General features: G+C 43.5%; 17 protein-coding genes. All 17 read right to left on the bottom strand.

What is annotated here, in order from left to right; translation table 11 throughout:
* Window positions 1–17 precede the first annotated feature (17 nt).
* Window positions 18–1,385: a phosphomannomutase CpsG gene (gene cpsG, locus H0S68_RS07825; protein ID WP_198640284.1), complete on the bottom strand. Its 1,368-nt coding sequence runs from the start codon at window positions 1,383–1,385 to the stop codon at window positions 18–20.
* A gap of 13 nt (window positions 1,386–1,398) precedes the next feature.
* Window positions 1,399–2,823 (bottom strand): mannose-1-phosphate guanylyltransferase/mannose-6-phosphate isomerase, encoded by a 1,425-nt coding sequence (locus tag H0S68_RS07820; RefSeq protein ID WP_142815603.1) that lies wholly within the window; start codon window positions 2,821–2,823, stop codon window positions 1,399–1,401.
* 310 nt (window positions 2,824–3,133) lie between these two features.
* Window positions 3,134–4,513 carry a TolC family outer membrane protein gene (locus H0S68_RS07815; RefSeq protein ID WP_044549370.1) on the bottom strand — a complete coding sequence of 460 codons (1,380 nt, stop codon included), beginning with the start codon at window positions 4,511–4,513 and terminating at the stop codon, window positions 3,134–3,136.
* Window positions 4,514–4,515: 2 nt separating this feature from the next.
* Window positions 4,516–5,847 (bottom strand): HlyD family type I secretion periplasmic adaptor subunit, encoded by a 1,332-nt coding sequence (locus tag H0S68_RS07810; protein ID WP_020826026.1) that lies wholly within the window; start codon window positions 5,845–5,847, stop codon window positions 4,516–4,518.
* Between the two features lie 54 nt (window positions 5,848–5,901).
* A complete protein-coding gene (locus H0S68_RS07805) occupies window positions 5,902–7,668 on the bottom strand; it encodes a type I secretion system permease/ATPase (RefSeq protein ID WP_020826025.1) in 1,767 nt (588 codons plus the stop codon).
* Between the two features lie 385 nt (window positions 7,669–8,053).
* A complete protein-coding gene (locus H0S68_RS07800) occupies window positions 8,054–11,041 on the bottom strand; it encodes a beta strand repeat-containing protein (protein WP_142815604.1) in 2,988 nt (995 codons plus the stop codon).
* Between the two features lie 327 nt (window positions 11,042–11,368).
* The gene (locus tag H0S68_RS07795) at window positions 11,369–13,213 is read right to left on the bottom strand and encodes a hypothetical protein (RefSeq protein WP_142815605.1); all 1,845 of its coding nucleotides are present in this window, start codon (window positions 13,211–13,213) and stop codon (window positions 11,369–11,371) included.
* Between the two features lie 117 nt (window positions 13,214–13,330).
* Complete coding sequence (locus H0S68_RS07790; RefSeq protein WP_142815606.1) at window positions 13,331–14,419, bottom strand: glycosyltransferase; 1,089 nt, start codon at window positions 14,417–14,419, stop codon at window positions 13,331–13,333.
* Window positions 14,419–15,477 (bottom strand): glycosyltransferase family 4 protein, encoded by a 1,059-nt coding sequence (locus H0S68_RS07785; RefSeq protein ID WP_198640147.1) that lies wholly within the window; start codon window positions 15,475–15,477, stop codon window positions 14,419–14,421. Before H0S68_RS07785 ends, H0S68_RS07790 begins: the two co-directional genes overlap by 1 nt.
* Window positions 15,478–15,509: 32 nt before the next feature.
* The gene (wbaP, locus tag H0S68_RS07780; protein WP_142815608.1) at window positions 15,510–16,943 is read right to left on the bottom strand and encodes an undecaprenyl-phosphate galactose phosphotransferase WbaP; all 1,434 of its coding nucleotides are present in this window, start codon (window positions 16,941–16,943) and stop codon (window positions 15,510–15,512) included.
* A 140-nt stretch (window positions 16,944–17,083) separates the two neighbouring features.
* Complete coding sequence (locus tag H0S68_RS07775; protein ID WP_142815609.1) at window positions 17,084–18,241, bottom strand: glycosyltransferase family 4 protein; 1,158 nt, start codon at window positions 18,239–18,241, stop codon at window positions 17,084–17,086.
* Between the two features lie 25 nt (window positions 18,242–18,266).
* Entirely contained in the window at window positions 18,267–19,445 is a 1,179-nt protein-coding gene (locus H0S68_RS07770; RefSeq protein ID WP_142815610.1) for a hypothetical protein, read from the bottom strand.
* Between the two features lie 141 nt (window positions 19,446–19,586).
* A complete protein-coding gene (locus H0S68_RS07765; RefSeq protein ID WP_142815611.1) occupies window positions 19,587–20,723 on the bottom strand; it encodes a glycosyltransferase family 4 protein in 1,137 nt (378 codons plus the stop codon).
* A gap of 73 nt (window positions 20,724–20,796) precedes the next feature.
* Window positions 20,797–21,678: a glycosyltransferase family A protein gene (locus H0S68_RS07760; RefSeq protein WP_142815612.1), complete on the bottom strand. Its 882-nt coding sequence runs from the start codon at window positions 21,676–21,678 to the stop codon at window positions 20,797–20,799.
* A 68-nt stretch (window positions 21,679–21,746) separates the two neighbouring features.
* A complete protein-coding gene (wzc, locus tag H0S68_RS07755; protein WP_142815613.1) occupies window positions 21,747–23,921 on the bottom strand; it encodes a tyrosine-protein kinase Wzc in 2,175 nt (724 codons plus the stop codon).
* Between the two features lie 12 nt (window positions 23,922–23,933).
* The gene (locus H0S68_RS07750; RefSeq protein WP_142815614.1) at window positions 23,934–24,368 is read right to left on the bottom strand and encodes a protein tyrosine phosphatase; all 435 of its coding nucleotides are present in this window, start codon (window positions 24,366–24,368) and stop codon (window positions 23,934–23,936) included.
* A gap of 8 nt (window positions 24,369–24,376) precedes the next feature.
* The gene (locus tag H0S68_RS07745) at window positions 24,377–25,513 is read right to left on the bottom strand and encodes a polysaccharide export protein (protein ID WP_142816433.1); all 1,137 of its coding nucleotides are present in this window, start codon (window positions 25,511–25,513) and stop codon (window positions 24,377–24,379) included.
* Window positions 25,514–25,576: the final 63 nt, after the last annotated feature.

Genomic DNA, 25,576 nt, shown 5'->3' with positions numbered 1-25,576 from the left:
ATTATCACGGATGTTTTTTAGCGTGATAGCATTGCCAAAATTTCTTCAGTCTTCTCTTGCATCAACACCACATTCGCACGTGACTCAACATTGAGACGAACTACCGGCTCGGTGTTGGATGAACGCAAGTTAAAACGCCAATCGGCAAATTCCATGCTGATGCCATCGGTGTAGTCAACCTCACCGGCTTGCGCCAGATAATGTTGCTTGACGCTTTCAATTGACGCCGCCGGCTGTGCCAGTTTGATATTGATCTCCCCAGACGAAGGGTAAGCCGCAATGCGGTCCTGTACCAGTTGCCCCAGGGTTTGCCCTTTAACACAGACCAGTTCAGCCACCAGCAACCACGGGATCATACCGCTGTCACAATAGGCGAAATCGCGGAAGTAATGGTGCGCACTCATCTCGCCGCCATAAATAGCGTCTTCCAGACGCATGCGTTCCTTAATAAAAGCATGCCCGGTTTTCGACATTACCGGCACCCCGCCCGCTTCGCTCACCACATCAATGGTGTTCCAGCTCAAGCGTGGGTCATGAATGATTTTTGCGCCTGGCTGCTTTTGCAGGAAAGCTTCTGCCAGAAGGCCAACAATATAATACCCTTCAATAAAGTCGCCTTTTTCGTCAAACAGGAAGCAACGGTCAAAATCACCGTCGAAGGCAATCCCCATATCTGCGCCATGCTCGCGCACCGCATTGGCGGTATCTGCACGACATTCTGGCAATAGCGGATTAGGGATACCATTCGGGAAGGTACCGTCCGGCTGATGATGAACCTTGATAAACTCCAACGGAACGTTCAAAGCTTTAAGGGAGGCTTCAATCGCATCGATCACATGACCGGCGGCACCATTACCAGAGTTGATAACCAACTTCAGTGGTTTAAGGTTTGCAACATCGACATAAGACAGCACATGTTGAACATAATCGGCCAGCACATCCTGACGAACATAGCTGCCACGAGATACGGCCGGTGCAGGAAATTGGTTTTTCTCCGCCAGTTCCTGGATAGCGCGCAAGCCGGTATCACCGCTGATAGGGCGTGAGCCCTCACGAACCAGCTTCATTCCGTTGTAATCAATGGGGTTATGGCTGGCAGTCACTTCCACACCGCCATCCGCTTTCAGATGTGAGGTGGCAAAATAGACCTCTTCGGTACCGGTCATACCGATGTCGATCACGTCAGTGCCCGCATCTTGCAACCCCTTTGCCAAAGACAGCTTCAAGCTTTCACTGGTCAGACGTACATCGCTACCAAGGACGATAGTCTTCGGCTTCAGAAACTCACCATAAGCACGCCCAATACGATAGGCGATATCATCATTCAGTTCCTCACCCAACTTACCGCGCACATCATAAGCTTTAAAACAGGCTAACTTTTCCATTACCAACCCTTTATTAAACTCGGCCGTACCGATCATGTAAACGCTCAATATCATCTTCTTCCAGGTATAATCCAGATCTTACCTCAATGATTTCAAGATCGATTTTCCCTGGATTTTCCAACGTATGGACACTGCCTGCCGGAATAAATGTGGATTGGTTTTCTGATAAGAAGAATTCTTTATCCCCCACATTGACTTTGGCCGTGCCGCGGACAACCACCCAGTGTTCCGCACGATGAAGGTGCCGCTGTACAGACAATCCTTCCCCTGGGCGAACTATTATCTTTTTAACCTGGAAATGCTCTCCGCTATCGATATCGCATATTTTTCCCCACGGGCGATAGGAAGAGGAGTGCTGGCGGAAGTGATGAAGATTACGTTTTTTGAGCTCATCAACCACTTTCTTAACGTCCTGAACGCGATCCTTGGTCGAAATCAACAATGCATCATTGGTATTGATCACGATAAGGTCGTCCAATCCAATAGTCGCAACTAGCGCGGCTTCAGATGATATATAGTTGTTATTCGAATCAATGGAGATGATCTCGCCAACGTTGACATTCCCCAGAGCATCTTTTTCAGAAACATCCCACAGCGACGACCACGAACCCACATCACTCCAACCGGCATCGATAGGGATCACTACCGCATCGCACGTTTTTTCCATTACTGCATAGTCGATAGAGTCACTTGGGCAGTGCTTGAATATCTCTTGATCAACGCGGATAAAGTTCATGTCGCGTTGGCTGTCAGCGACTGACTGCTGTGTGGTTCTGAAGATGTCGGGGCTAAACCTTTGTAGCTCTTGCAAGAATTTGGCTGTTTTAAACATAAACATGCCGCTGTTCCAGCTATAGTCACCATTCGCAAGATACTCAACGGCTTTGTCTTTGCAAGGTTTCTCCACAAAAGAATCAACTATAAAACATTCTTCAGAGAGCGCGCTGCCACGCTTGATATATCCGTAACCCGTTTCCGGGTGTCCAGGAATAATACCGAAAGTTACCAAATTGTCAGCGGTAGCATGTTTAATGGCCGTTTTGATTGCCGAGTGGAAATTATCCACCCTTTTAATCAAATGATCAGCAGCCAATACCAACAGCATACTGTCTTCATCTTCTTCTGCTGCCAAATGGGCAGCCAACGCAACCGCAGGAGCGGTGTTACGCCCAACGGGCTCTAAAATAATATTGGTCGCAAGTTGATCAATTTCACGCAGCTGTTCCGCAACCAGAAAACGATGATTTTCATTGCAGATCACCAAAGGTGCCGCGACCTGTATTCCTTCCAGTCCAGACAAACGCTGCAATGTTTGCTGTAACAGACTGAATCCACTGTCATCAATAGATAAGAACTGTTTGGGAAACGATTCGCGCGACAGTGGCCACAAACGGCTGCCAGTACCACCAGCCATAACCACAGGAATTAGTTTTGACATTATTAACCCTTTACTCAGTTGCCTTTCTTATCAACGAGATCATGGCTTCGTAAGCCAACCCACCATTATAAGAATCATACACTTGCATACAAGATACTTCATCCATGTTAAAAGCGCGCTCAACCCTAAGCCAACAAGCGCCCAAAGGAAATATGCGGGTAACCTTAACCATTAATTGAACTCTTCCAGACACTGGCAGGAGCACTACTTGCCGATAACATAGCGTATTAAGATTGAAAAGAGCAGCACAAGGCTGCCCTTTCAGATAAATACTCATGACGAGTATCTAACCTATTTATCCACACTCGGCTCAACGATTCATAGAGAAATACTGCGCCACTCGTTTCACGTCCTTTTCGTCAAGCGTTCCAGAGTCGCTCAACAGGGTGATCCAGGACTTTATGTAGGTGTACTTAGCCGAAGCCAGGTCTCGCTGCGCGCTGTAAAGTTGTTGCTCGGCATTCAGCACATCGACGTTGACGCGCTGCCCTGCCAACACGCTCTGGCGGGTGGCCGTTACCTGCGTTGTCGCCGATTTTACCGCCAGTTCATACGCCGCTAATTTTGCACGACTACTGATGCAAAGATTGAACTGCTTACGCAGATCGTTCAGCGTGGTACCGACTTGTGCATCCATTTCATACATCGCCTGCCCATAGCGTGAAGCCGCCTGGCGAGTCGATGCTGATACCCCACCGCCGGCATAGATCGGCACGCTCACCTGCACGCCGATACTGTCGGTGCGGTATTTTTGGTTAACCGTGTTATCACTGCTGGAGTCATTTTCCGAATGGGAAGCATAGAGCTGAACCTGCGGCATGAAGCCCGCGCGGTTTCTCTCTACCTCATACTTGGCAGCATCAACGCCATGGCGAGAGGCAGCCAACATCGGGTTATTCTCCAGGGCAATTTTTTGCCACTCTTCAAATTTGGAAGGGATTAACGGTGCCACCTGGAATTTACCGGGGCGCAGTACCTGTAGCTCATCCAGTTGATCGAGCGGTACGCCAATAATCACCTCCAGCTCGCGTTGTGCCGCATCCAGGGCATCACGTGCCTCAATTTCCTGCGCCTCTGCCAGACTGTAGCGCGCCTGGGTCTCTGAAACGTCGGTAATGGTGCCTTCACCCGCGCTCATTAAGCGATCGTTCAGCGCCAATTGCTCTTTGTAAGCCGCCTTTTGCGCTGAGGCCAGCGCAATCTGGTCTTTGGAGTAAGCCACTTCAACATAGGCGGAGATCACCCGCACAGCCAGATCGAGATACTTACTGCGGTAACGCTCATCTGACATCAGCGTTTGCGCCACGCCGGCCTTGTAACGCGCATAGGCTTCGTAATCAAACAACGGTTGCGTCAGCGTTATCGAACTGGAATGGCTGCGATACTGCTGTCGTTTGGTCGCCTCACCAAGGCTGTTGCCAAAAATGTCACTCGCCGGATACTTTTGCGTCTGCCAGTTACGCGGTGAATTCTGGTAATTGGCCGACACCTTCGGCAGCAGCCCCGCCCTGCCGATATTTTCGTTTTCATCCCCCGCTTCTTTTTCTTTTATAGCCGCCCGAAAGGTCGGATCTTTTTCAAGTGCCAGCGAATATGCGTCTAGAATCCCTATCGAATGAACCGGCGCAGATATCGCAAACAAGAGGGTACTGATAGCAAGGCCAGCAACCTGTCGTTTAAATTGAATCAAAATTATTCCTCGGTTAATGAAGTATGAGCGCGATCCAAAATAGGTTTAAACAAATAGCTCAGCAGTGAGCGTGACCCTGTCTTCACGAACACCTCAACAGGCATACCCGGCTTAACATCCTCCCCACCCAGCATTTTCATGCCTTCTGGAGATACCGTGACCTGCATTTGGTAGTAGGGTTCGCCATTGGCCTTGTCAACCAAGCGGTCGGCAGAAACCAACGTCACCGTCCCCGGAATTTTCGGGGTTTTATTCTGGTTGAAAGCGGTAAACATCAAATCCACCGGCAACCCGTTGTACACCTTGTCAATCAGCTCTACCTTCAGGCGGGAATCCACCACCAGCGTAGCCTGACTGGGTACAACGTCCATCAGGTGGTCACCCGCTCCCACGACGCCCCCCTGAGTAAAGATATTCAATCCGACTACGGTGCCATCCACCGGCGAGGTGATAGCGGTGTTGCCGAGATCAAAATTCGCCATTTCCAGCTTGTTTCTGAATTCGCTGGCGTCCATCTGCGTTTGCGCCAGTTGAGTTCTGACCTCGCGCTGGTAGTCGGCAAAACGCTGATCGATCCGCTGCTGAGATTCCTGCAGCTGTTTCTGTACTTGGCCGATCCGCCCGACGGTTTCATCGATGCTGCTGTTAACTTCCGCAAATTGGCGCTGTACTTCAAGATAACGGTTACGCGGTAAATAGCCGTCGGCAGCCAGTTGTTTCATGCTGTTCATCTGCTCACGCAGGCTGGAAAGCTGGATCTGTTTATTGACCCTGGAATCCTGCAGGCCTTTTAACTGGAAGCGCATACCGTCCATCGACTGTTTATAACCGTCGACTTCGCTTTGCAGCCCCTGACGGCGCGAGGAGAAGAGCTGGGTTTGCAGCGCGATGATCTCGGCAACCCGCGGCTGAGCCTGAAGTTGTTCGAAGACCGGCGAGAAAGTCACTTTGCTTAAACCATCACGTTCAGCCAGCAGGCGGCCTTCGGTGGCCAGGGTGGTGTAGTATTGATCGCGCAGAGAATCAACCTGCGCCTGCGCCTGTACCTGACTGAGTTGCACCAATACTTCACCGGCTTTAACCCTGTCGCCTTCTTTTACGGTGATGCTTTTAATGATGCCGCTAGCCGGCGCCTGCACGGTCTTGCGGTTGCCGGAAACAATCACCGAGCCTGGCGAAGCAACCCCTTTATCCAAAGGTGCAAATGCAGCCCAGGCGAAAAAACCAAACAGGCCAAGCCCCACCACCAACCATCCCATGCGGGTAAAACGCCGCTCGTCTTGTGGGATCTCTTCTGAATACGAGTCTTGCGGCTCGCCAATGTGCGTAGACATACCAACTCCTTCGACTGCAGGCGGCGCTGTGGCCCCGCCCGGCAAGTTCACGGCTTAATTAATTTGAGTTTTTGGGATATTGCCTTCGTCCGGCTCGGAATTGACCGCACGCACGGCTTGCTGTGGAGTCTGCGCTTTTTGCGCATTGGCCAGGGCTTGCAGAACCTGCTGCGTTGGGCCAAACGCATTGACGCTACCGTTGACTAACAGCAGCAGCTTGGTGGTCATCGACAGCAGGTTGGTGCGATGGGTAATCAGAATCACCGTTTTATTACGCTGCTTGAGGAACAAAATGGCCTGATTCAGCGCTTTCTCACCGGCGTCATCCAAATTGGAGTTAGGCTCGTCCAACACGATCAGAGATGGATCGCCATACAGCGCACGCGCCAGGCCAATTCGCTGCTTCTGTCCGCCGGATAACCCTGCCCCGCCGTTACCGATGATCGAGTCGTAACCATTAGGGAAGCGCAGGATCAGTTCATGCACCCCGGCCAGCTTGGCGGCTTCAATAACTTTCTCGGAGTCGATATCGTTAAAGCGAGCGATGTTTTCAGCGATGGTGCCGGCAAAGAGTTCGATATCCTGCGGCAGGTAGCCAATGTACGGCCCCAGCTCATCTTTATTCCACTGGTAGATATCAGCATTATCAAGACGCACAATGCCTTCACTGACTGGCCAGATACCGACCAGTAAACGCGCCAGCGTAGACTTACCGGAAGCGCTTGGCCCGATAATCCCCAGCACGTCGCCCGGTTGAATAGCAAAGCTGACATTGTGCAACACCGCATCGGCTTTTGATCCCGGTGGGGTGGCGGTGACGCCTTCGACCGAGATGATCCCTTCAGGACGGGGAAGCGACATCCCCATTCCGCGCGGAGGATGCTTATCAAGCAGTTTGACCAAACGCTGATAGGACAGTTTGGCTGAGCTCCAGCTTTTCCAGACGTTAATCACCTGCTCGATGGGCGCCAGAGTACGCCCCATCAAAATAGAGCCCGCGATCATCATGCCGGGGGTGATATGCCCATCAATCGCCAACCATCCCCCTAACCCCAAGACCAATGACTGCAGAGAGAGACGAACAAATTTGGTGATGGAACTGACGGTAGTCGCGCGCTCGCTGGCAACACGCTGGCTATTGAGAAATCTCTGATGCAATCCAAACCAACGTCGTTTTAGATTAGGCAGCATGCCCAATGCTTCGATCACTTCAGCATTGCGTAAATTGGTACTTGCCAGGCTGCTGGACATGATCGATAACTTGCTCGCTTCGCCCAAGGGTTGCTTGGAAACCATTTCGTTGACCACCGCCAACGCAACCAGCAGCAATGAGCCAACCAGAGCAAACAAACCCAACCACGGGTTGAACAGGAAAATCACCAGCAGGTAAATCGGGAACCAGGGCGCATCGAAGAAAGCAAACAGTGCGCTGCCGGTCAGGAACTGCCGTACGGTAGTCAAATCACCCAGCATCTGCCCTGCATCGGAAGAACCATTCTTAAGGTTAGATTCGTACGCTGCCGTATAAACCCGCGTATTCAAACGCATATCCAATTGGCTACCGATACGGATCACCACCATGCTGCGCACATACTCCAGCAGCGCCATCATGCCGAACATTCCCAGCATAATCAGCGTCAGCATCAGTAAGGTGATTTCATTGCGCGAAGGAAGCACCCGGTCATAAACCTGGAGCATATAGATTGAAGGAACAAGCATTAACAAGTTAATAAATGCGGTGAATATGCCAACGGTCCAAAAAACTTTACTGCGTGTCCGTATAACATCCGCAATTTCATTGCGCGGTATAAATTGATTCACATTCTGCCCTTACATCATGTGCACTGTCAGTCCAATCCGCATTGATTTCTTCTAAGGAAATTCCTAAAAAAAACAAAAATAAAGAAAATCCGAAAGAAGCCTCCCCAAACATGCTCGAGACTGCAGATACTTTTTTTAACTATAGATAGGGAACGGCCATATCAGCAAGGTAATACGCAAAAAAAAGCCTGGAGGTCACTTCCTCGAAACGCAAGGAAAACAACAAGATGAAAGACATGGTGAAATATGAGGGAATTATGCAGAAAGGAATAAGCTAGAGATAATGACGCCGATCACAAAATAAAAAAATACGGGAAGTTTGACCTCCCCGTATTATTTAACCAATAACAGTTTCAATGGAAACTATTAACCTACAGAGCTTACCTTATGCGTAATGCAGAGTATCCAGCAGTTGCTGATGGTTTTGCCCTGTCAGGTAAACAACGCTGTCGCTAGTATCCAGCGTGTGGTTATTGTTGTTATCAATAATCACATAAGAGCTGGCATTATCGCCAGTACCGCCAAACACCACTGACGCCACACCCACTTTAGCCGTCAGTGCGTTGCTGCTACCGAGACCGAGGATACCGCCCAACAGGCCAATAACGCCGTTGGTCAGCCCGCCAACCAGAGTACCCAGCAGCGCATCCAGAGTATCAGAAGCACGAGTGCCGTAATCCGCCACCGCGGTGCCGCTGGTATTACCGGAGATGGTCAAAGCAGAGGCTGCATCAACGATCTTGTCTTTGGTGCTGTCAAAGTCGGTAATGGTAACACCGGCCTGAGTGGTACTGGACTTCAGCTCATAGGTATTCACACCGTTGCCACCGGCCAGGGTGGTGTTACCCAGGACGTTGAAGCTGTCAGCCGCGCCGGTCCCTTCTACAGTCAGTTGATAACCGTTCAGGCCTAAAGCGGTAAGTACCGGAGCCAACAGCCCTGTAGTCACGACACTCAACGGCAGGATGTTCAGCAGTTGAACGATAATGCCGTCACCGGTACCGGCATGGTTTGAGTTCAGATCCAAACCACCAGTATTAGCAGAAGCGTTAATATCACGCACGTTGCTAAAACCACTGCCCACAGTCAGATCCAGTAAGTGATCGCCAGTAACAGCAATGTTTTGCACCTGAGCATTGGTGCCAGTCAGTGACAAGATATTGTCAAAACTACCGGTACCGCCAGACGCAATGTTCAGCGTGCTCAGTACAGTTGGCAACACCAGACTGCTGCTGCTGTTCAGAGCCAGGGAACCGGCATTCACATCGGTTGAACTAACGGCATCGAAAGTGACGTTAAAGTGGTCAGTGGCATTCTGCAGGAAAGTAATTTCCACACTACTTGCCGCCGTCGCATTACCGGTCACTTCCAACTGCGCGGAGTTACCGCCGGCAGCATTAATCACTTTCACTGCCTCGGCCAAACCAGACAACACAAAACCTTGTGAACCAATAGTGGACGTTGCTGCCTGATTGACCGTGGTGCTAAGAGTCCCAGTAAGGCTTGATTCTGAGGTGGCGCGCCCAGTTAATACACCAAAGTCAAAGGTATGGTTGGCAGCCGTTGAACCACTGCTTACCGTCGCTTTGCCAATATAACCAGCCAGGTCAATTTTCTCAAAGTTAGAGAATTGTGAGGAGTTGGTGGTAATCGTCGCCGTACGGGCCAGAGCGTTACCTCCCATCACCACGTTTTTGGTAATAAAGTTGGCCGAAATGGTATCAACCCCATTACCACCGTTGGCCTGGATGTTGGCACTTACCGTGTTAGCACCACCAACCGCGGCATTGCCTAACCATTTCAGGCTGTCATTACCTTCGCCGAGGTTAAACTTGGCCGTCGAAGTTGCAAGGCCAACGTTTGCATCGGTAGTAACGAGAACATCATCAGCACCAGAACTGGCGTTAAGAATAACGTTGCCGTTATTCACAGTAATGTCCACACCCGGGTTAACGCCATTGTCTGACAGGTTAACCGTTGCTGCACTGGTGCCGTTAATGGTCAGGTTCGCCAGGTGATCGGCGTACTTCAGGTTAACTACACTGGCCGCGTTGGCGTTTAACAACACGTTTTGCAATACGGCGGTTTCAGCATTACTGATCTGGTGTGAAGAACCGGTGTTAACCGTGCCGGTGGCATTGCCGCCAGCCGCTGTTGCCGTGAGTGAAGCTGCTGTTTTATACAACAAGCTGGTGCCGATATCGAATTCAAACCCGTGTTGCTGAGTAACAGTAGCGGCATCGGTTGCGGTTGAAGTGCGCAGATCGTTGATAATTGCCTGAGTAATGGCCGATTTATTTGAACCTAAAGCAGCATATAAAGCTAGTTGGCCAGCATTAGCCGCCGAGCCATGCACCGCAGTATAGACATGTTGGATAAAATCATCGCCAGTCAGCTGTGCGCCTTTACGCTGGAACTCTTCCGAGGCAAGCAACCGAGAAATCAAGGTTGAATAAGTTAGGCTACCAGCAGCTAAGGGTTTGCTGTAGCCTTCCAACCCCGATGCATCAATACCCCGCTCTGGCACAGCTAAATAAATGGCCGCAACCTGCTCTTGAATACTTAAACTTGGCAAGTCTCCGGGTGCATATACTGCTGTTCTGTTGAGGAAAGTATCATGGGCAGCCTGATCCGTGCTTGCGACGGTCCCACGCAGTGATCCAATAATATCGAGAATCACCTGTGCACGTGAGGTACCAGAAGACAACTCCGTTAAGTAGCTGTTCAATTCGGCCGCGGACGGATCGCGCAAGAACCCTGCTTTAAACACATTGCTGACAAAAACACTATCTGTCGCTTTTACTAACGACGGACGATCTTGATAGAATTTATTGACTACGTCCAACAGTGTTTTGGTACCGGCATTCAAGGCCTCACCAAAAGATGTAATCGTTGCAGTAGTAACTTTTAAGTTCAGTAAATAGTTGATAGCAATAACATCGGTTGCGCCCGAGCCAGTACTGGCCGTTCCCGTACTAGGAAATAGAATTGTATCAACTGTATTAGAAAAGGAATTTTGTGCACTCAATAAAGTTGAATCAAAACCGTTGTAATCCAACAAGTCATCAACTATGGAAGCCAGATTGTCGGAAAGGCTGAGTCCATTACCAAGCAAACCTGAAAGTATAGAACCGCTTGGAGCAACACCATAAACATTAGTATAAATAATTGTCAGGACTGCTGAGTCGGTGAGCCCACCAAACAACGAAACTCCTGAAGAGGAACTCAGTAGGCTTTGTACGTAATTTCCAAAGCTGATATCCCCCCGTTCGACACTTGCTGCCACTTGATCGAAAGCAGATGGAGTCGCCTTCTGCCCTAACACAGCATAGAGTAAAGCTGCAGATTTCTGCTGAAGCGCTAAAGAAGCCATATAATCCCCTACAGATGTAAAATTGCGTTACGCACAAGGCCAAACTTGGCTAAATGCCAAGGCCAAGAAACAAGATCAGAAAGCCCAAACACATTTATGAGAAAATGAAAATTTCTACAAATGGAGTCTTGGACAATAAAAGTAAAGTTCAAGGCACCAATGCTGTCAAGGCAGGTAACGATAATCCGAAACCATAAATCACTTATTAAAATTACACTCTATTTTTCAAGGGGATTATTTACATTGCCACACTAAAATTTCAACCATAGGGCTTTACAAAAAAAGACTACCGACATTTAATTTTCAGACTATAAATAACCACTGAAACTAATCAACTATCTTACCATAGCCCTTCCAGTCACCTGGTTTGCCCTCTTTTACACATACCCACCCAATGAATTCTCCAGCTGAAGGATGCACGTTCGTCATCCTATCTCCCACAGCAAAAAACCCTTCTTTTGGTGGGGAAACACCTATCAGCTGCTTCGATGAGGAAAGAATAACTTTACAGCCACCACTAGCAACATGAAAAAGGCCTTTAATGTTATTGTTTAGCCACATTCCATTTTCTGAGCCGAATGAAACATCTTGACCGACGGTGCAATCATCGATCAGGACTGATTTGGTAGATAAGGGAATCTTCACCCCACCCTCAATATTACATGCAAGAATATATAGCTTAAGTGAATTACCTGACTGTTCAGAAGTAAAACCTTTGCGAATATTACATGATGAAAAACTTAAAAAACCATCGGGGTAGTGAAGACTTACTTCATTAATGGTACAGCCTTCGAATCTCTTTTCACCTGAGGTGGTCAAATTAGTTATTTTGTCAAGACTAACATCGCGAAAAGTCAAACGAGAGTTTGTCCCATCTTTAACCTTTATGTTTTTGGGGGGATTGCATCGATGCGATTCAACCCAAAACTCTCCCCAATCGATATCTACTAAATTTTTTATTTCATCTGAACCACCACCTTGCAGTTTAATTGTACCTTTTCGCTGCTTAAACAAAGTTCCTCCCGTGGTTCCTTCATTTTTCCAATGATGAGAGTACTCCGCATGAATATTAATGAAGTAATTTTCAATTCCACCGCTAAAATCACACACTGGGGAGACAGGATTGTCCTCCCATTGACAATTCGAAAATCGCAAATAATTACAATCATCCCTGGGGATTGAAGATGTCACAACAATAGGACTATCAATAGTCTTAGATTCATCAAAACCATCTGTTAACAGAGCTCGTTCACCAGAGGTTCGGCCACAATTAAAAACATCAACTTGTTCAAAAACAGAATCTTGGCATTTATCAATGTAGAGCCCTGCACCATCGAACTTTTCAATAGTTACTTGTTCTAGTCTCATCGCAAACTGATACTGAAGAAAAATTCCGCGGCAGCGACTTAGATTACCGATTAAATGAATGTTTTTAATACTAAGCGCTCGATATCCCGGTGAGGCGCGATCTTTTCCATGACGGCCTGCAAAATGTAAAGCTCCCATATCTTCATAACCAGGCCCAATTCTTACATCGATAATTGTACCGCCCTTTTTTCCTGCACCTTCAAGTTTCACACCAGAATCCAAGTCAAATATGATCGGTGTCTTTACAGTCAAAATACCACGCGGGAGTTCTACGATACGGTTACTGCTAAAGTTAACTGCAGCCTGCAATGCCGGACCATTATCATCCAAAAGTGGACTTACACCATAATATGCAGCTTGGATTTTATCATTGCCCGAAAGTTTGCGCTTCCAGCGCTTCCCCTCTCGAGTAACAACAACCATCCCACCATCATCCTTGCTCGTTTTATCAGTCGCATCATAATAAAAATCCCCCCCGCCTCCGTTAATTTTTTTAACGTTGACTTGCTCTTTGCCAAAAGAACTTGCCGAAAATGACAGTTGCTTAGCAGAGGGAGAAGGTAGAACAGAATAATAATTCTGTACTTTTATACTTTGGTTCGGAGATTGAGGTTCAATATTTCGTAATGCTGTGATATCTGAACAATCCTGATCAGCCAAAGATCCACTAGTGGTCTTCTCGTCAGCAGCTAAAGCCGAACGGTTTGACAACAATACTACAGGTAAAAGAGATGCGAGGACTCCACGAAACAAATAACGTTTAGACATGTTGGCTTTAGGTTTTTCAGCATCAAAAAGGTCCATGGTAACGTCTCCAGGGAAAGTTAGTTACAGGTGATGATATGTGATTTTTCAGCCAGAGGAGGGAATAATAGAAAGGAAATAAATATGACAATGGCAAGGGGTACCTTGCCATTCATTTTAAAGAAGGGTGGAGTATAATTCTTTTGTTTTTGAAATCATTTGAGTTGCAGTAAATTTACTCAAGAACAGCGCGCGTCCATTTTCCCCCATTAACTTCCAGTCATGGTCCGAAGTTGACTCAAGAAATTGTATGACCTGTTCAGGGTGGCCAAATGTAAACATTCTGCCAGTTTCCCCATCAACTACCATTTCGGGAAAAGAGGTACAATTCGACGCAATAACAGGTACTCCATAACTCATGGCCTCAAGAGGCACCATGGCAAACCCTTCCCATCTGCTGGGTATTATCAAAACATCAGCGTATTCAAAATAGGGTTTGAGTTCATCACTACTAAGCCAACCTGTAAAAGTTGTAGCTGGGAGTTTTTCTGGAATGAAATTACTGTCATGAACAGCCCCACCTACTGCAGTAAGATGGCAGTTATTATCCGCCAAAATAGGCATTATTTTTTCAAAAATATCGAAACCTTTTTGAAAATCAAAACGCCCAACGAATAGCAAATTAAACTTACCCTCCGGATAAGGGTTTGACATATTTTTGCTTAACGGCTCCGCTTCGGGAACACCGTTATAGACAACATGTAACTTCTCCGGAGTGAAGCCATACTCAACTGCTTTATCTTTTTCAAACTGGCTAACACAGATGACAGCGTCTGTAAACGGCAACAACAACCTCTCAACCTTTGAGAAGTAGTTATTATATCTAGAGCGACCTTGCATAAGAAATGAAAATGCATGAGGACAGTAAATTACTTTTGGACGTCGTAAGGGATACATCAAAAAAATAACTATGCGGCCAATGACGCCTGCGAACGTACTATGCAAATGGACAACATCTGGCTTTAATGTATAAACATTAGTAATGAGCTTTAAGGTTAGGGAGAAAAAAGACTTAATATTTCTTCCACTACGTCTAAAGATATCAATACAGTCGTCTGCAAGCGGCATTAACTCTTTAACCTGAGTATCGGGTACAATACACACGATTTTTTCAACCTGTGCATCCTGGCTTTGTTCAATAGCCAGTTGTCGAAGTACCGTCGCAACGCCACCTTTAATTGTTTCAGCAACATGCAAAATTTTCATTAACCATGTCCTGAGAGTTCGTCGAGAATAGCACTGATTTTCGTAGCAGACGCATCCCAAGAAAAACGTTTCACATTTTCTTGTCCAGCAGAAATAATATCTGCCCGCAGACTTTCATCGGCGATAATTTTCATCATAGCCTCTGCCATCATATCAGTATCTCCAGGTGAAAAATATACAACACTATCTGCAAGTACCTCAGGCATTGACGCTGCGTTTGACGAGATAACAGGACACCCACAAGCTTGCGCCTCCAGTGGCGGTATCCCAAACCCCTCATAAAACGAAGGGAATACAAAAGCTAAAGCATTCTGATAAAGTTGCACTAGCTGTTTATCGTCTACGCGCCCTAAAAACTCTATATCACTGGAATCTTTTAAAAGCTGCGTGTAATCTTGCGCAGCAAAACTAGTTGAAGCACTACCGATGACCTTCAGTTTGCAATTGGTATTCTTTAGTTTTAAAAACGCTTCAATCATACCATGAAAATTCTTATGGTAATTGGGTGATGATACCGCCAACAAGTATTTTTCAGTGTGCTTCTGAGATTCAGAATAAGAAAAATCCCCACTCACAGCATTATAAATTATCGATATTTTATTCTCATCAACGTTGTAAATGTCGCTTATTTCACCTTTTGAGAACTCGCTGACGGTCAATAGTCTATGAGAGTTTTTTAGCATTAATGGTACTAATATACCATAAAGCAATTTAAAGTTACGTGAAAAACTTTTTGGATATCTTTTATATGTCACATCGTGATGAGTGACTATTTGGTTTTTATAGAAAACAGGTGCCGTACTGCATAAATTCAAGAGTAACGGGCTACCTTGTTTTTTTAAATAAAATGGTAGTTCGAACTGTTCCCACGCGTGGCCATGTTTTTTACCGATAATTTTGACATTTAATCTATCTGCCACTGAATTTCTTATAATTCCATCAGGAGATATAAAAACAAGATCGTCTCGTAAGTTTATTAGCGATAACGAAAGTTGCTCTGCAAATCGCTGAACTCCCGTAAGCTCTTGCGTAAGAAAGCGAGCGTTAACATAAATCATAAATCCACCTCAAAAATAAACCTTCCCAACCCCTAATAAGCACCATCACGTTTTAGTACGACTGAAATAGTTTTGAACAAAATTGCAATATCATTCCATAACGCCCAGTTTTTTACATACCATGCATCAAAATAAACACGAGTTGCATAATCAATATCGTTACGACCGCTGACTTGCCATAGTCCTGTCATTCCAGGTTTAGCCATGAGATAGTAATCCACCTCCTCGGCATAACGTTCTAATTCAGCCTCGACAATTGGACGAGGACCAACCAAGCTCATTTCACCACGGAAAACATTCCATAACTGTGGTAGTTCATCCAGGCTAGTTTTACGTATAAAAGCACCTATTTTTGTAATACGAGGATCGTCTTTAAGTTTAAAGTCTTTCTCCCATTCCGCTCTCGCCTCAGGACTATTTTCCAGTAACTGTTGTAATACTTCCTGAGAGTTAGTCACCATAGAACGGAATTTCAAGCAATAAAATTTCTTCCCATTTTGGCCAACACGTTGATGTCCATAGATAGACTTACCGCCATCACGAGATACTTTATACGCCAAGAATAATAATACTGGTGCCAAAGCGCACATAATCAATAGTGAGCCAACAATATCGAAACTACGTTTAATAAAGCGTGATGAATGTTTTGCAAGATTATTATTAACACGAAGAATCATAACCTCGTGACTGAAGATAAATGACATTTCAGTGCCATATAGTGGAACTCCACGTAATGTCGGAATAACAGAGACTGAACGACAATTATGCTTTGCTAACCTCTTTAACCAGCTATCGCGGAGTGCGTGCTGTTCGAACTCCAAGGCCACAATAAATTGCGTATTCTCCACATTGACATTCGCCCACAACTCATCTTCATAATTTATGACCGGGATCCCAAAATAAGAAGAATCACAAACTTTATCAGTACACACAAAAGCCGACACTTCGAAACCAAGAATCTCTTCACTTTGAAGTGCTGCGTAAGCCTCAAATGCATTTTTACCTGTCCCGATAATAATCGTTTGCTTCTTCCACAGGCCGAACTTATCTAGCAAACGTTTTGTTATTGTCCGAGCCAGTGGAACTAAAACAATAATCAGTGTCCAGGAAAAAAACCAAACATAACGAGAAAAATTCCATTTAGAGAATGCAACAAGTGCCAGATCAAGGATAGCGAATATGAGCAGTGTTCTGACAGTTTCCTTTAGTTCAAACCAAAAAGGTTTTCTATAAGTATAGTGTCTTAGACGCACCCAGAACCAAACCACGCAAACCAATGATAATATAAACTGTGCGAGCCCGCGTATCGCCATTTCATCGCGCGGTATAAACTCGTCAATTCCGCCAAAAACATTGTAAATTATAAAGTAAGCCAAATAAACTGATGCATTTAAAAATATTATATCTGAAAGCGCCAACATGAACTTTGCGATAAGACCATCAAAAAGCCCTTTACTATTATTCATATCATATCCCGATCGTATTAAAACAAATCAACTTGCGATTTTTTATTAATAACTCAATGATTTCAATTGAAATTTAAAAACCAAGATTTATCTAGAATCAACTTAATTATTTAAATCGTCACTTCTACAGGGGTAAATTTTTAGAAAATAACCTTTTTATTTTCCGTGAATATATCCCATTTATTTTCTATAAGCTGGTAAAGAGACCTACGATGTATATCGTCACTGAATCGTAATGCATTCTCATGACAATAAGCAGGTAATATTTTGTCTTTTACACTAGAAAAAAGCATAACGGCATCAATGATTGATTGATAATTCTGCTCATTGAAAAATAAACCTGTTGGATTACTCATGCCATAAGGACGGATGGTTTCAAGGGCACCACCTTTGCCAAAAGCGATAACCGGGGTGCCACAAGCTTGAGCCTCAACGGGCGCAATCCCAAAATCCTCCTCAGCTGCAAATACAAACGCCGTAGCTTTTTGCATATACTTCAATAAAGACATTTGGCTTTGGTAGCCTAAAATTTCAGTATTTAGGCTTGCTTTTGCTTTAATCCTTTTCATTTCAGAACCATCTCCAATCACGATAAGTTTTTTATCGGGCATATGGGAGAAAGCTTCAACAATTAGATCTATTTTTTTATATGGCACTAGTCGCGATGCAGTCAAATAGTAACCATCCTTGTTCTCCACCATAGGGAAAGCCCCTACTTGGACCGGAGGATAAATAACTGTAGAATCGCGCCCATAAACCTTTTTTATCCGACGAGATATATAGTGAGAATTGGCAATAAAATGGTCAACACCAGCAGCAGTCCTGGCGTCCCAAATACGTAATTTATGCAGTAGCCACCTAAGACACAGTCCTCTAACACCGCGATCAAAACCCACCTGCTTTAAATATTGATTTTGCAGATCCCATGCATATCTCATTGGACTATGAACATAGCTGATATGTAATTGGTCGGGCCCAGTCAAAACACCTTTTGCCACTGCATGACTACTTGATAATACTAAGTCATACTCTGAAAGATCAAATTGCTCAATGGCCAGAGGCATTAAAGGTAAATATTTTGTATAGATATGTTTTGCCATCGGTAAGTTTTGTATAAACGTTGTGTGGCTCTTTTTCCCTAAAAGCAGATCACGATCGTTTTCATTTAAAAAATCGATGACGGAATACACGTCCGCTTTAGGAAATAAAGTGAAAATTTCTTTTAGCACACGTTCGGCACCAGCAAAAGAAATTAACCAATCCGCAACAACTCCTACACGACAGTCGTTAACTTTCATTATTATCTCTCAATGTAATTTAATTCTAATTATTATTTCTTCCATTTATAGAGAAACGCCCTCTATTCGTAATAATGTAATAGTAGGTTAGAATTATGAAACTATCCACTGTAAAAAACGTTACTGTCGATGTAAAACATACTAAAATGGCTGCATCATAACTATCCAGCCCTAAAAACATGAGGAAAAATACAATAACGATAAGCCCTATTATTCCCATATCCATAACCACGCCAGCCATGCCAACGTTAGGCTTAAATCCAAAACTGTTTAAATAATCAATAATAGGCTGAAAGTTAGTAAAGCAGCCATAGTCCTTATCACAGCCATAAATAAAATTGGGTATTTCCATATCAAGCATTAGATAGGATGCAGATAATCGGTGTGCTATAGACTGATTATCATAAAAATATGAAGGAAGACCGACATTCAAAAGCTGCGCTAAAAATATACATAAAACTATAAAACCCATGACACTTAATATCACAGGTACTTTTGCCATTATTTTTCTAATTGGATATAAAATAAAGAAAATAATAAGTAAGAAAGAGGCTTTGGATAAACTGAACAAATACCCGAGAATAAACAACAGATACTCAAACTTACTTAACTTATGATCTCGTATACGAATCATAAAAGAAATAATCAATAATGATACAAAAAAACCCGCCTCTCGTGAAAGTCCAGACATCCTGGGCAAGAAGAACACTTCATACTGGTTAGTGAATGTTTTCGTCGCATACGGGCCCCATATAAAAATAGAGATAGCTTTAGGCCCAATCAAAGCAGATGTAGATTGCCCCATGAATTGATACAGCAAAAATTGTAAAACACACCAACCCGCTGATATCAACATGCATATATAGATCTTTTCTAGCGCAGGCTTACCAAGTTTAACAATATATGCAACGCCCAAAATCAAAACAAATGATTTTATAGCTAAGTCAACCCTTCCAAATAAAAAACAAAGTGACATCCAAGACAATAAAAAAACACAAATATTAAGATTTAATTTTTTAAGTTTTGAAATAAATTGATAATCAAGAAAAACGAGTGGAATCCATAAGTAAATTGTCATTTCATTTACATATGGGTTGAACGGTGTGGCAATGAAGAAGAATGCGATACACCAACGTAAAAGGGAAAGATATAACCCTTCCCTTTCTTTATCCTGCTGGTAAGGTATCTCCAAAGCTTGACTCATACAATTATGCCCTTCATATATTATTAATTCTCAACATGCATTATAAGCATATTAGCAATAAGAGACTAAGCTATTCCATGAACATAAAAATAAAAACTCATAGAAAAATCAATTAAATATAGTTATTTTCATTACAGAATGCTAATCATCATATACATTCAAATATGATTTTGCTATCGCCGGTCTGCTAAATAGTTCGACTGTAGCCATTTTAACCGGTTCATGTGTCAACGCACTTAAATCCAAGGCAGATCCCTTTAATAGATATACATTTGGAAGCATTACTGCAAGTTCAGCAATCCCCCCAACATCATTAGTCAATACAATTTTATCAGCAAATACACATTCTACAACTACACGGCCAAAAGGTTCACGCCATTGTACTGGAAGTACAACAACATCTACGCAAGATAAAAAAGCACTCAGGTTGACAAACCCGAGGAGGGTAATACCATTATCAGCAGCAAGTTTTTTCAATTCATCTTGCTCATCTCCACTGTTAAAGCGTCCCGCAGCTACCCCTTGCATTCCTGGATTAATAGCTTTGAGATTGGCAATATAATGACAAAACGCATCAAAACCCTTATCTTTCGTCAAGCGCCCGATAAAACCCACACGAATAATTGACGATGTTGTTTTTTTAAATTCGATCTTCTCAACAGAGTTATATATATATTTAGACTTAGCATTTAAGAAGAACCCATTATCTTGATGAAAATTTTTAATAAAATCACTAATTCCAATATAAACATCTACATTTTTGCTTGCGCGTTTTTTGACGAAAGAACATAATTTGACGATTGTATTTCTTGGGGAAATATTACCAACATCAGAATACATGGTAGAATTAGGATGAAAAAGATAGTAATCACGACTAGTGTGAACTAATTTGACACCACTCTTTTTAATGACACGCCATATAGCAACAGAAAAACCGGCAATATTATTCGTATGAACCACATCCGGCCTAAAATAACTCAATTCTTCAGCAACGCTTTTAGCCATCGCAAAATTATAGTTATCAATAACATGCCAAATTAATCTCTTTAGCTTACCCTGCCTTTCTTCAGAAAATGGCCAGTACAGATTTCTAAGTGGTAAATAAATCACATCGACTCCATTCACCTGATCTACACGTCTGTATTTTTCATCATGAAGTGTCAGAACGCTAACGCTATGACCAGCTTTAACCAACTCTTCGGCGAGTAGCTGGACTGAGACCTCTGCACCTCCTACTTTATATGGAGAGTACAAAGTATTGATGAGCATAATTTTCATAGTTTATCGTGCCACCTAAAAAACTTTTATTATAGAGTCTGTACTATCTAACACTCCGATAATAACAATAACATCATCGTCTCAAAAAATTCTCATAAAGTTTTTTTATACTTTCTTGACTATATGTTCTTTGTATTTGTAAGTCGTTACCATTATTACCAACGTTAGTATTTACCAATGCCGAATCTTGCGTATCGGGTAACATAGAGAACATTTTCTGCCTCTTGAAAACTTGCCTGATTTTTATATTATTATTGACTGCTTGTGCATGTAACCATACATCATCTGCTCTTGGGCATTTATTAAGGTAACCACGCCCTTCTTTCTTCAAAATATCCAAGTAAAAAGCAGGATATAAAACACCAGAGCATCCAGTCGCAAAGTTTAGAAAACTAGCATCTGTAGTATTACACTTCCCCCAGTCATCATAAGGTTTGAGCATTCCATTTTCATTAAACACCATGCTATGAGCTCGAAAACAAACAACTACCTCAGGATTCTGCTCATGAACCGAAATAAGCTTTTTCAACCAATATTTGGGATAAATAATATCATCATCGGCAGTTACAAGAGTAACTTTAGTATCTTCACATTCGACATAAGGATAATACTTTTTATGGGGTCCAAGGTTCTCTGTTATTTTTATTTCCAGGCCACGAGCCTTCAAACGCTCTAGCTCTACAGGAATATTATTGAATGCTTTCTCTTCATCTAACCATAATATAACTCTCGAGGGCAGCACCTCCCCGCGGAATATAGATTCTATCGTTAGATATACAGAATCAAAACGTTTACCGTAAGTCGTCAGGCTAACAACAATACCATTCCCCTCTACGGGTAGACTTACTTTTGACTGGAGATTAAGTAGATTTAATCTATTACAACGCAGGTGCAAGATGGTATCTAAAAATTTTTTCTTAACTGGTTTAAGAAAAAACTTCAACAACTTAATCATCAAAATTCCTTTAATCTAAATTAATAAGTAACCATGGACATTTTGTCCATGGTTACTTCAATTACTATTTAGGCTTTATCGGCTGACCGATACTCATATTGGTAATATCCATAACCGCCGTAATAGCTACTTGCTCTTTTCTCGACGGCGTTGAGTATTACACCCTTAATATCGACACCATTCTGTTCAAAACGCCGAATACTAACTTCAATTTCTTTGACGGTATTCGTGGCGAAACGGGCAATCATTAAAGCAGTACCAGCATGATGTCCGATAATTGCAGCATCTGTGACAGCCAAAATAGGTGGTGTATCGATTAATACAATATCGTAGTTCTTACTAGCCCACTCAATGAGATCTTTAAAACGAGAGCTCATTAACAGCTCTGATGGATTTGGAGGTATTTGGCCACGAGGGATAAAATCCATTCCCTCAACAGTTGTACTTCTTACTGCTTTCTCAACAGAAGTTTGCAATGATAGAATATCTGAAAGACCATTTTCCCAACCAGTACCTAAAAGCTTGTGAGAATAACCTTTACGCATATCCGCATCAATTATTAGTACTTTCTGATTAGACTGTGAAATTACCGCAGCTAAGTTGGTACTGACAAAAGTTTTACCGATATTAGGGCTCGCACCAGAAATCATTAAAACGTTATTTTTGGCCTCTAACATAGCAAAATGTAAACTCGTCCTCAAACTTCTGACTGCTTCGATTGCCAAGTCTGCAGGGTTACCTGTTGCCAATAATGAAACAGAATCTACATTAGACTTTCTTTTTGTACGAAGGACACTTTCACGGTCGATTTTTTGCTGCCATTCAGATAGGGGTATACTCGCGTATACATTTATGCCTTCCTGTTCAAGCTCTTCAGGGCTCTCAATCCCCTTATGCATCATTGCTTTAATTAGCACAATAGTAACTGAAATCATGGCTCCTAATATTGTAGCCAGCAAAATGATTAGCGCTTTCCTTGGCTTTACTGGTTTCGGCTGAGTGATTGCCGGGTCAATTATTCTGACATTACCAACGGTGCTAGCTTTTGTAATACTAAGTTCTTGCTGCTTATTCAGTAATTGCATGTAAATCTCTTTACCTGCATCCACATCACGAGTCAGACGAATGATTTCCTGTTGCGTTTTAGGCATTGCACTAACGCGTTTATTTAACTTGTCTTTTTCTTGCTGTAAAGTTTTACGCTTTTCCAAAAGTGCACGATACGCTGGATGCTCTTTCGTATATAACTTGGATATCTCCGCCTCACGGAACGTTAACTCATTCAGTTGTGACTCTGTCGCTACAATAGTATCTAGTACCGACTTGGCCTCAAGTGAAAGATCTACTGAGTCATTTTGCTGACGGAAAAGATTAAGTTTATTTTCTGCTTCATCTAAAGCATTACGTACACTTGGCAATTGTTCCTTCAAGAAAGCCAAACTTCTAGCTGCTTCCTCGGACTTTCGCTCAACATTTTGTAATAGGTAGTTATTGCTTATACTGTCTAGCGTCTTTCGAACCAGTTTCGGGTCCTCACCTGTATAGCTCAGGTTTAATACTCCGCTATCCTTTCCTTTATCAACAACCGAAAGATTACCAAGCAAGCTATTGATTGTGTTAAGGAGGGGTTGTTTAGTTAATGTGAATTCAGTACCTGGAATAGCATTGAAATCACTAACTAGAAGAGTAACGCCTCCTTTAGAGGCTAACTGCCCAGCTTTCCCATTTAATAACTCTTCACCATCATAACTTAATATATAATTATTTTTATCTACAATGGTTAATACTATAGGTTGCCCTTGCATATACTCAGGAACACTGAAACGTGAAAGTGCCAGCTCAGATGGTTTCTGGCCATTCAGCCTTGCCCAACCCTTACCAAATATTGGAAAATACTTTTGTTCAACAACAGTATCCAAATTCAGGTCCTGAACCGTTTTTCCAGTCACCATACGTGATTGGATCAACTCCATTTCAGTCGTTGAGCCAGTCTCTCCCGCTGATAAGGTTTCGGAGAGATTATTAAGAATTGAGCTTCCAGCATTCTTTTCGACTTGAACCAAAGCATCAGATTGATAAATTGGAGTAGCAAATAACGAATACACGATACCCACGACGGCAAATAGAGATGTAACTCCTATTAATAACCAACGTTGATCGACAAGCGTTCCTAATAAATGACCGATATCTATATCATCATTTTTACCGCCAACGGCGGTAGCATTTTTTCTATTTTCAATCATTGTCATCTCTAATTAACGATTTAGCGCTTGTGCCCACTTCTGAGCCGCCTCTGAAAGCAATTTATATACGAACTCGAACGACTCTTGGCTTTTGCGATACGGATCTGGCACTTCACGTTGATTAAGCCAGTGAGCAAAAAGCATCGTCTTGCCTCGCACTTCTGGGGCTAGGGCACAGACAGCATCAACATGCCCCTTTTCCATGACAAGTATTAATGAATATTCTCTACACATTTCCTTTGTCAATTGCTTGGCAATATGTCCCTCTAAAGAGAGACCATTTACGCAGGCCACATTTTCAGCTGCTTTATCAGCCGCATGACCAACCAATGCTTGAATACCTGCAGAAGTAATTCGTTTGTTTGGCAAGTGCTGCTGGAGTAGCCGCTCTCCGGTTGGGGAGCGACAAATATTCCCAACACAAACCACAAGTATTGAATCAAACATAGTTTTTCCTATGGCCAATTACGAATACGTAACGTGCCTTCTGTCAAATCATTGAAACTAGTTATCGTCGGGGCCAACTGGGTGATCAAACGATTCCAACGAACGATAGGTGCAGCCGTTACATAAACAATATCATATGGTTGAAGATGGAACTCCGCCCCCATAACCATAGCGGTGGCATCAGCCATATTAAGCTGATAAATATTGGCTAACTTACTGCCTTCAGTACCATGCAGAGGGCGAATAACAAATACACCCGTCGCATCCGCGGCTGATTGGCTTAGCCCATTACTGTTACCCAAAGCCTCAGTCAATGTCATACCACTACGATCCATTTTCAACGTTGCAGGGGTTTTCACTTCTCCCATTACAAACACTTTAAGATCGTCGTTACGCGGTACATATAAAATATCGCCTGGATAAAGCAACTGGTTCTGTGTCAGATCACCATTTTGCATCAGCTTCTGTAATGAAAGACGTTGTTCTTTTCCATTATGAGTCAGAATGATATTTCGCCAATCTGCATTTTCAGTCAACCCACCAGCAACATTCACCGCATCGAGTACAGTCAGAGGCACATTAGTAATTGCTTGTTGACCGGATTTTGACACTTCACCTGAAATATAGGCTTTTTGAGAACGAAACGCCGCGATATTAACATCAACCTGAGGGCTTTCAATGTACTGTGCAAGCCTGTTGGCAATTTCAGTTCGCACCTGACCTGTAGTTTTGCCTACAACCTTCACTTTACCGATATATGGGTAAAAAATAGTACCATCGGACTGAACCCAGTTACCGGTATCACTTGCGCTACGATATTGACCTGCTGGTGTGGTAAGTTCAGGATGATCCCAGACTGTAACATTCAGTACATCGCCAATACCGATATAATATTCATAGCTACTCAATGCTTTTTCTAGTTTTGAGTTAGGCTGGGCAACGACTTTGACTGGACGTAGTTTTTCTATCAACCCAGGCGTGACAGGGTAAATATTGACCATCTTATTGATGTCAAAATCACTATCCTGTTGTTTTACTTCATCTTTATTACTTGTGCTCAAGTGCTGCCCAGGAAATACAGTGCAAGAGCTGAGCACAGTGATTGATACCAATATAGATATCAATTTCAATTGTCTTTTTGCCATCGAGTTATCATCACTTTCAAAGTAAATGTTTCGCAAGTCTACCAAACCAGCCAACCATGGTTG

It is taken from the genome of Serratia sp. AXJ-M, from assembly GCF_046531865.1.
In the GTDB taxonomy this organism is placed as follows: Bacteria; Pseudomonadota; Gammaproteobacteria; order Enterobacterales; family Enterobacteriaceae; genus Serratia; species Serratia liquefaciens.
Note: the sequence above shows the minus strand (reverse complement) of the source record. Positions and strands in the feature narration are given on the sequence as shown.

What these genes read in the sequence shown, in the direction of transcription:
- cpsG (WP_198640284.1), bottom strand. Translation starts at nt 1,385, where the DNA reads ATGGAAAAGTTAGCCTGTTTTAAAGCTTATGATGTGCGCGGTAAGTTG.
- H0S68_RS07820 (WP_142815603.1), bottom strand. Translation starts at nt 2,823, where the DNA reads ATGTCAAAACTAATTCCTGTGGTTATGGCTGGTGGTACTGGCAGCCGT.
- H0S68_RS07810 (WP_020826026.1), bottom strand. Translation starts at nt 5,847, where the DNA reads ATGTCTACGCACATTGGCGAGCCGCAAGACTCGTATTCAGAAGAGATC.
- H0S68_RS07800 (WP_142815604.1), bottom strand. Translation starts at nt 11,041, where the DNA reads ATGGCTTCTTTAGCGCTTCAGCAGAAATCTGCAGCTTTACTCTATGCT.
- H0S68_RS07795 (WP_142815605.1), bottom strand. Translation starts at nt 13,213, where the DNA reads ATGGACCTTTTTGATGCTGAAAAACCTAAAGCCAACATGTCTAAACGT.
- H0S68_RS07790 (WP_142815606.1), bottom strand. Translation starts at nt 14,419, where the DNA reads ATGAAAATTTTGCATGTTGCTGAAACAATTAAAGGTGGCGTTGCGACG.
- H0S68_RS07785 (WP_198640147.1), bottom strand. Translation starts at nt 15,477, where the DNA reads ATGATTTATGTTAACGCTCGCTTTCTTACGCAAGAGCTTACGGGAGTT.
- wbaP (WP_142815608.1), bottom strand. Translation starts at nt 16,943, where the DNA reads ATGAATAATAGTAAAGGGCTTTTTGATGGTCTTATCGCAAAGTTCATG.
- H0S68_RS07775 (WP_142815609.1), bottom strand. Translation starts at nt 18,241, where the DNA reads ATGAAAGTTAACGACTGTCGTGTAGGAGTTGTTGCGGATTGGTTAATT.
- H0S68_RS07770 (WP_142815610.1), bottom strand. Translation starts at nt 19,445, where the DNA reads ATGAGTCAAGCTTTGGAGATACCTTACCAGCAGGATAAAGAAAGGGAA.
- H0S68_RS07765 (WP_142815611.1), bottom strand. Translation starts at nt 20,723, where the DNA reads ATGAAAATTATGCTCATCAATACTTTGTACTCTCCATATAAAGTAGGA.
- H0S68_RS07760 (WP_142815612.1), bottom strand. Translation starts at nt 21,678, where the DNA reads ATGATTAAGTTGTTGAAGTTTTTTCTTAAACCAGTTAAGAAAAAATTT.
- wzc (WP_142815613.1), bottom strand. Translation starts at nt 23,921, where the DNA reads ATGATTGAAAATAGAAAAAATGCTACCGCCGTTGGCGGTAAAAATGAT.
- H0S68_RS07750 (WP_142815614.1), bottom strand. Translation starts at nt 24,368, where the DNA reads ATGTTTGATTCAATACTTGTGGTTTGTGTTGGGAATATTTGTCGCTCC.
- H0S68_RS07745 (WP_142816433.1), bottom strand. Translation starts at nt 25,513, where the DNA reads ATGGCAAAAAGACAATTGAAATTGATATCTATATTGGTATCAATCACT.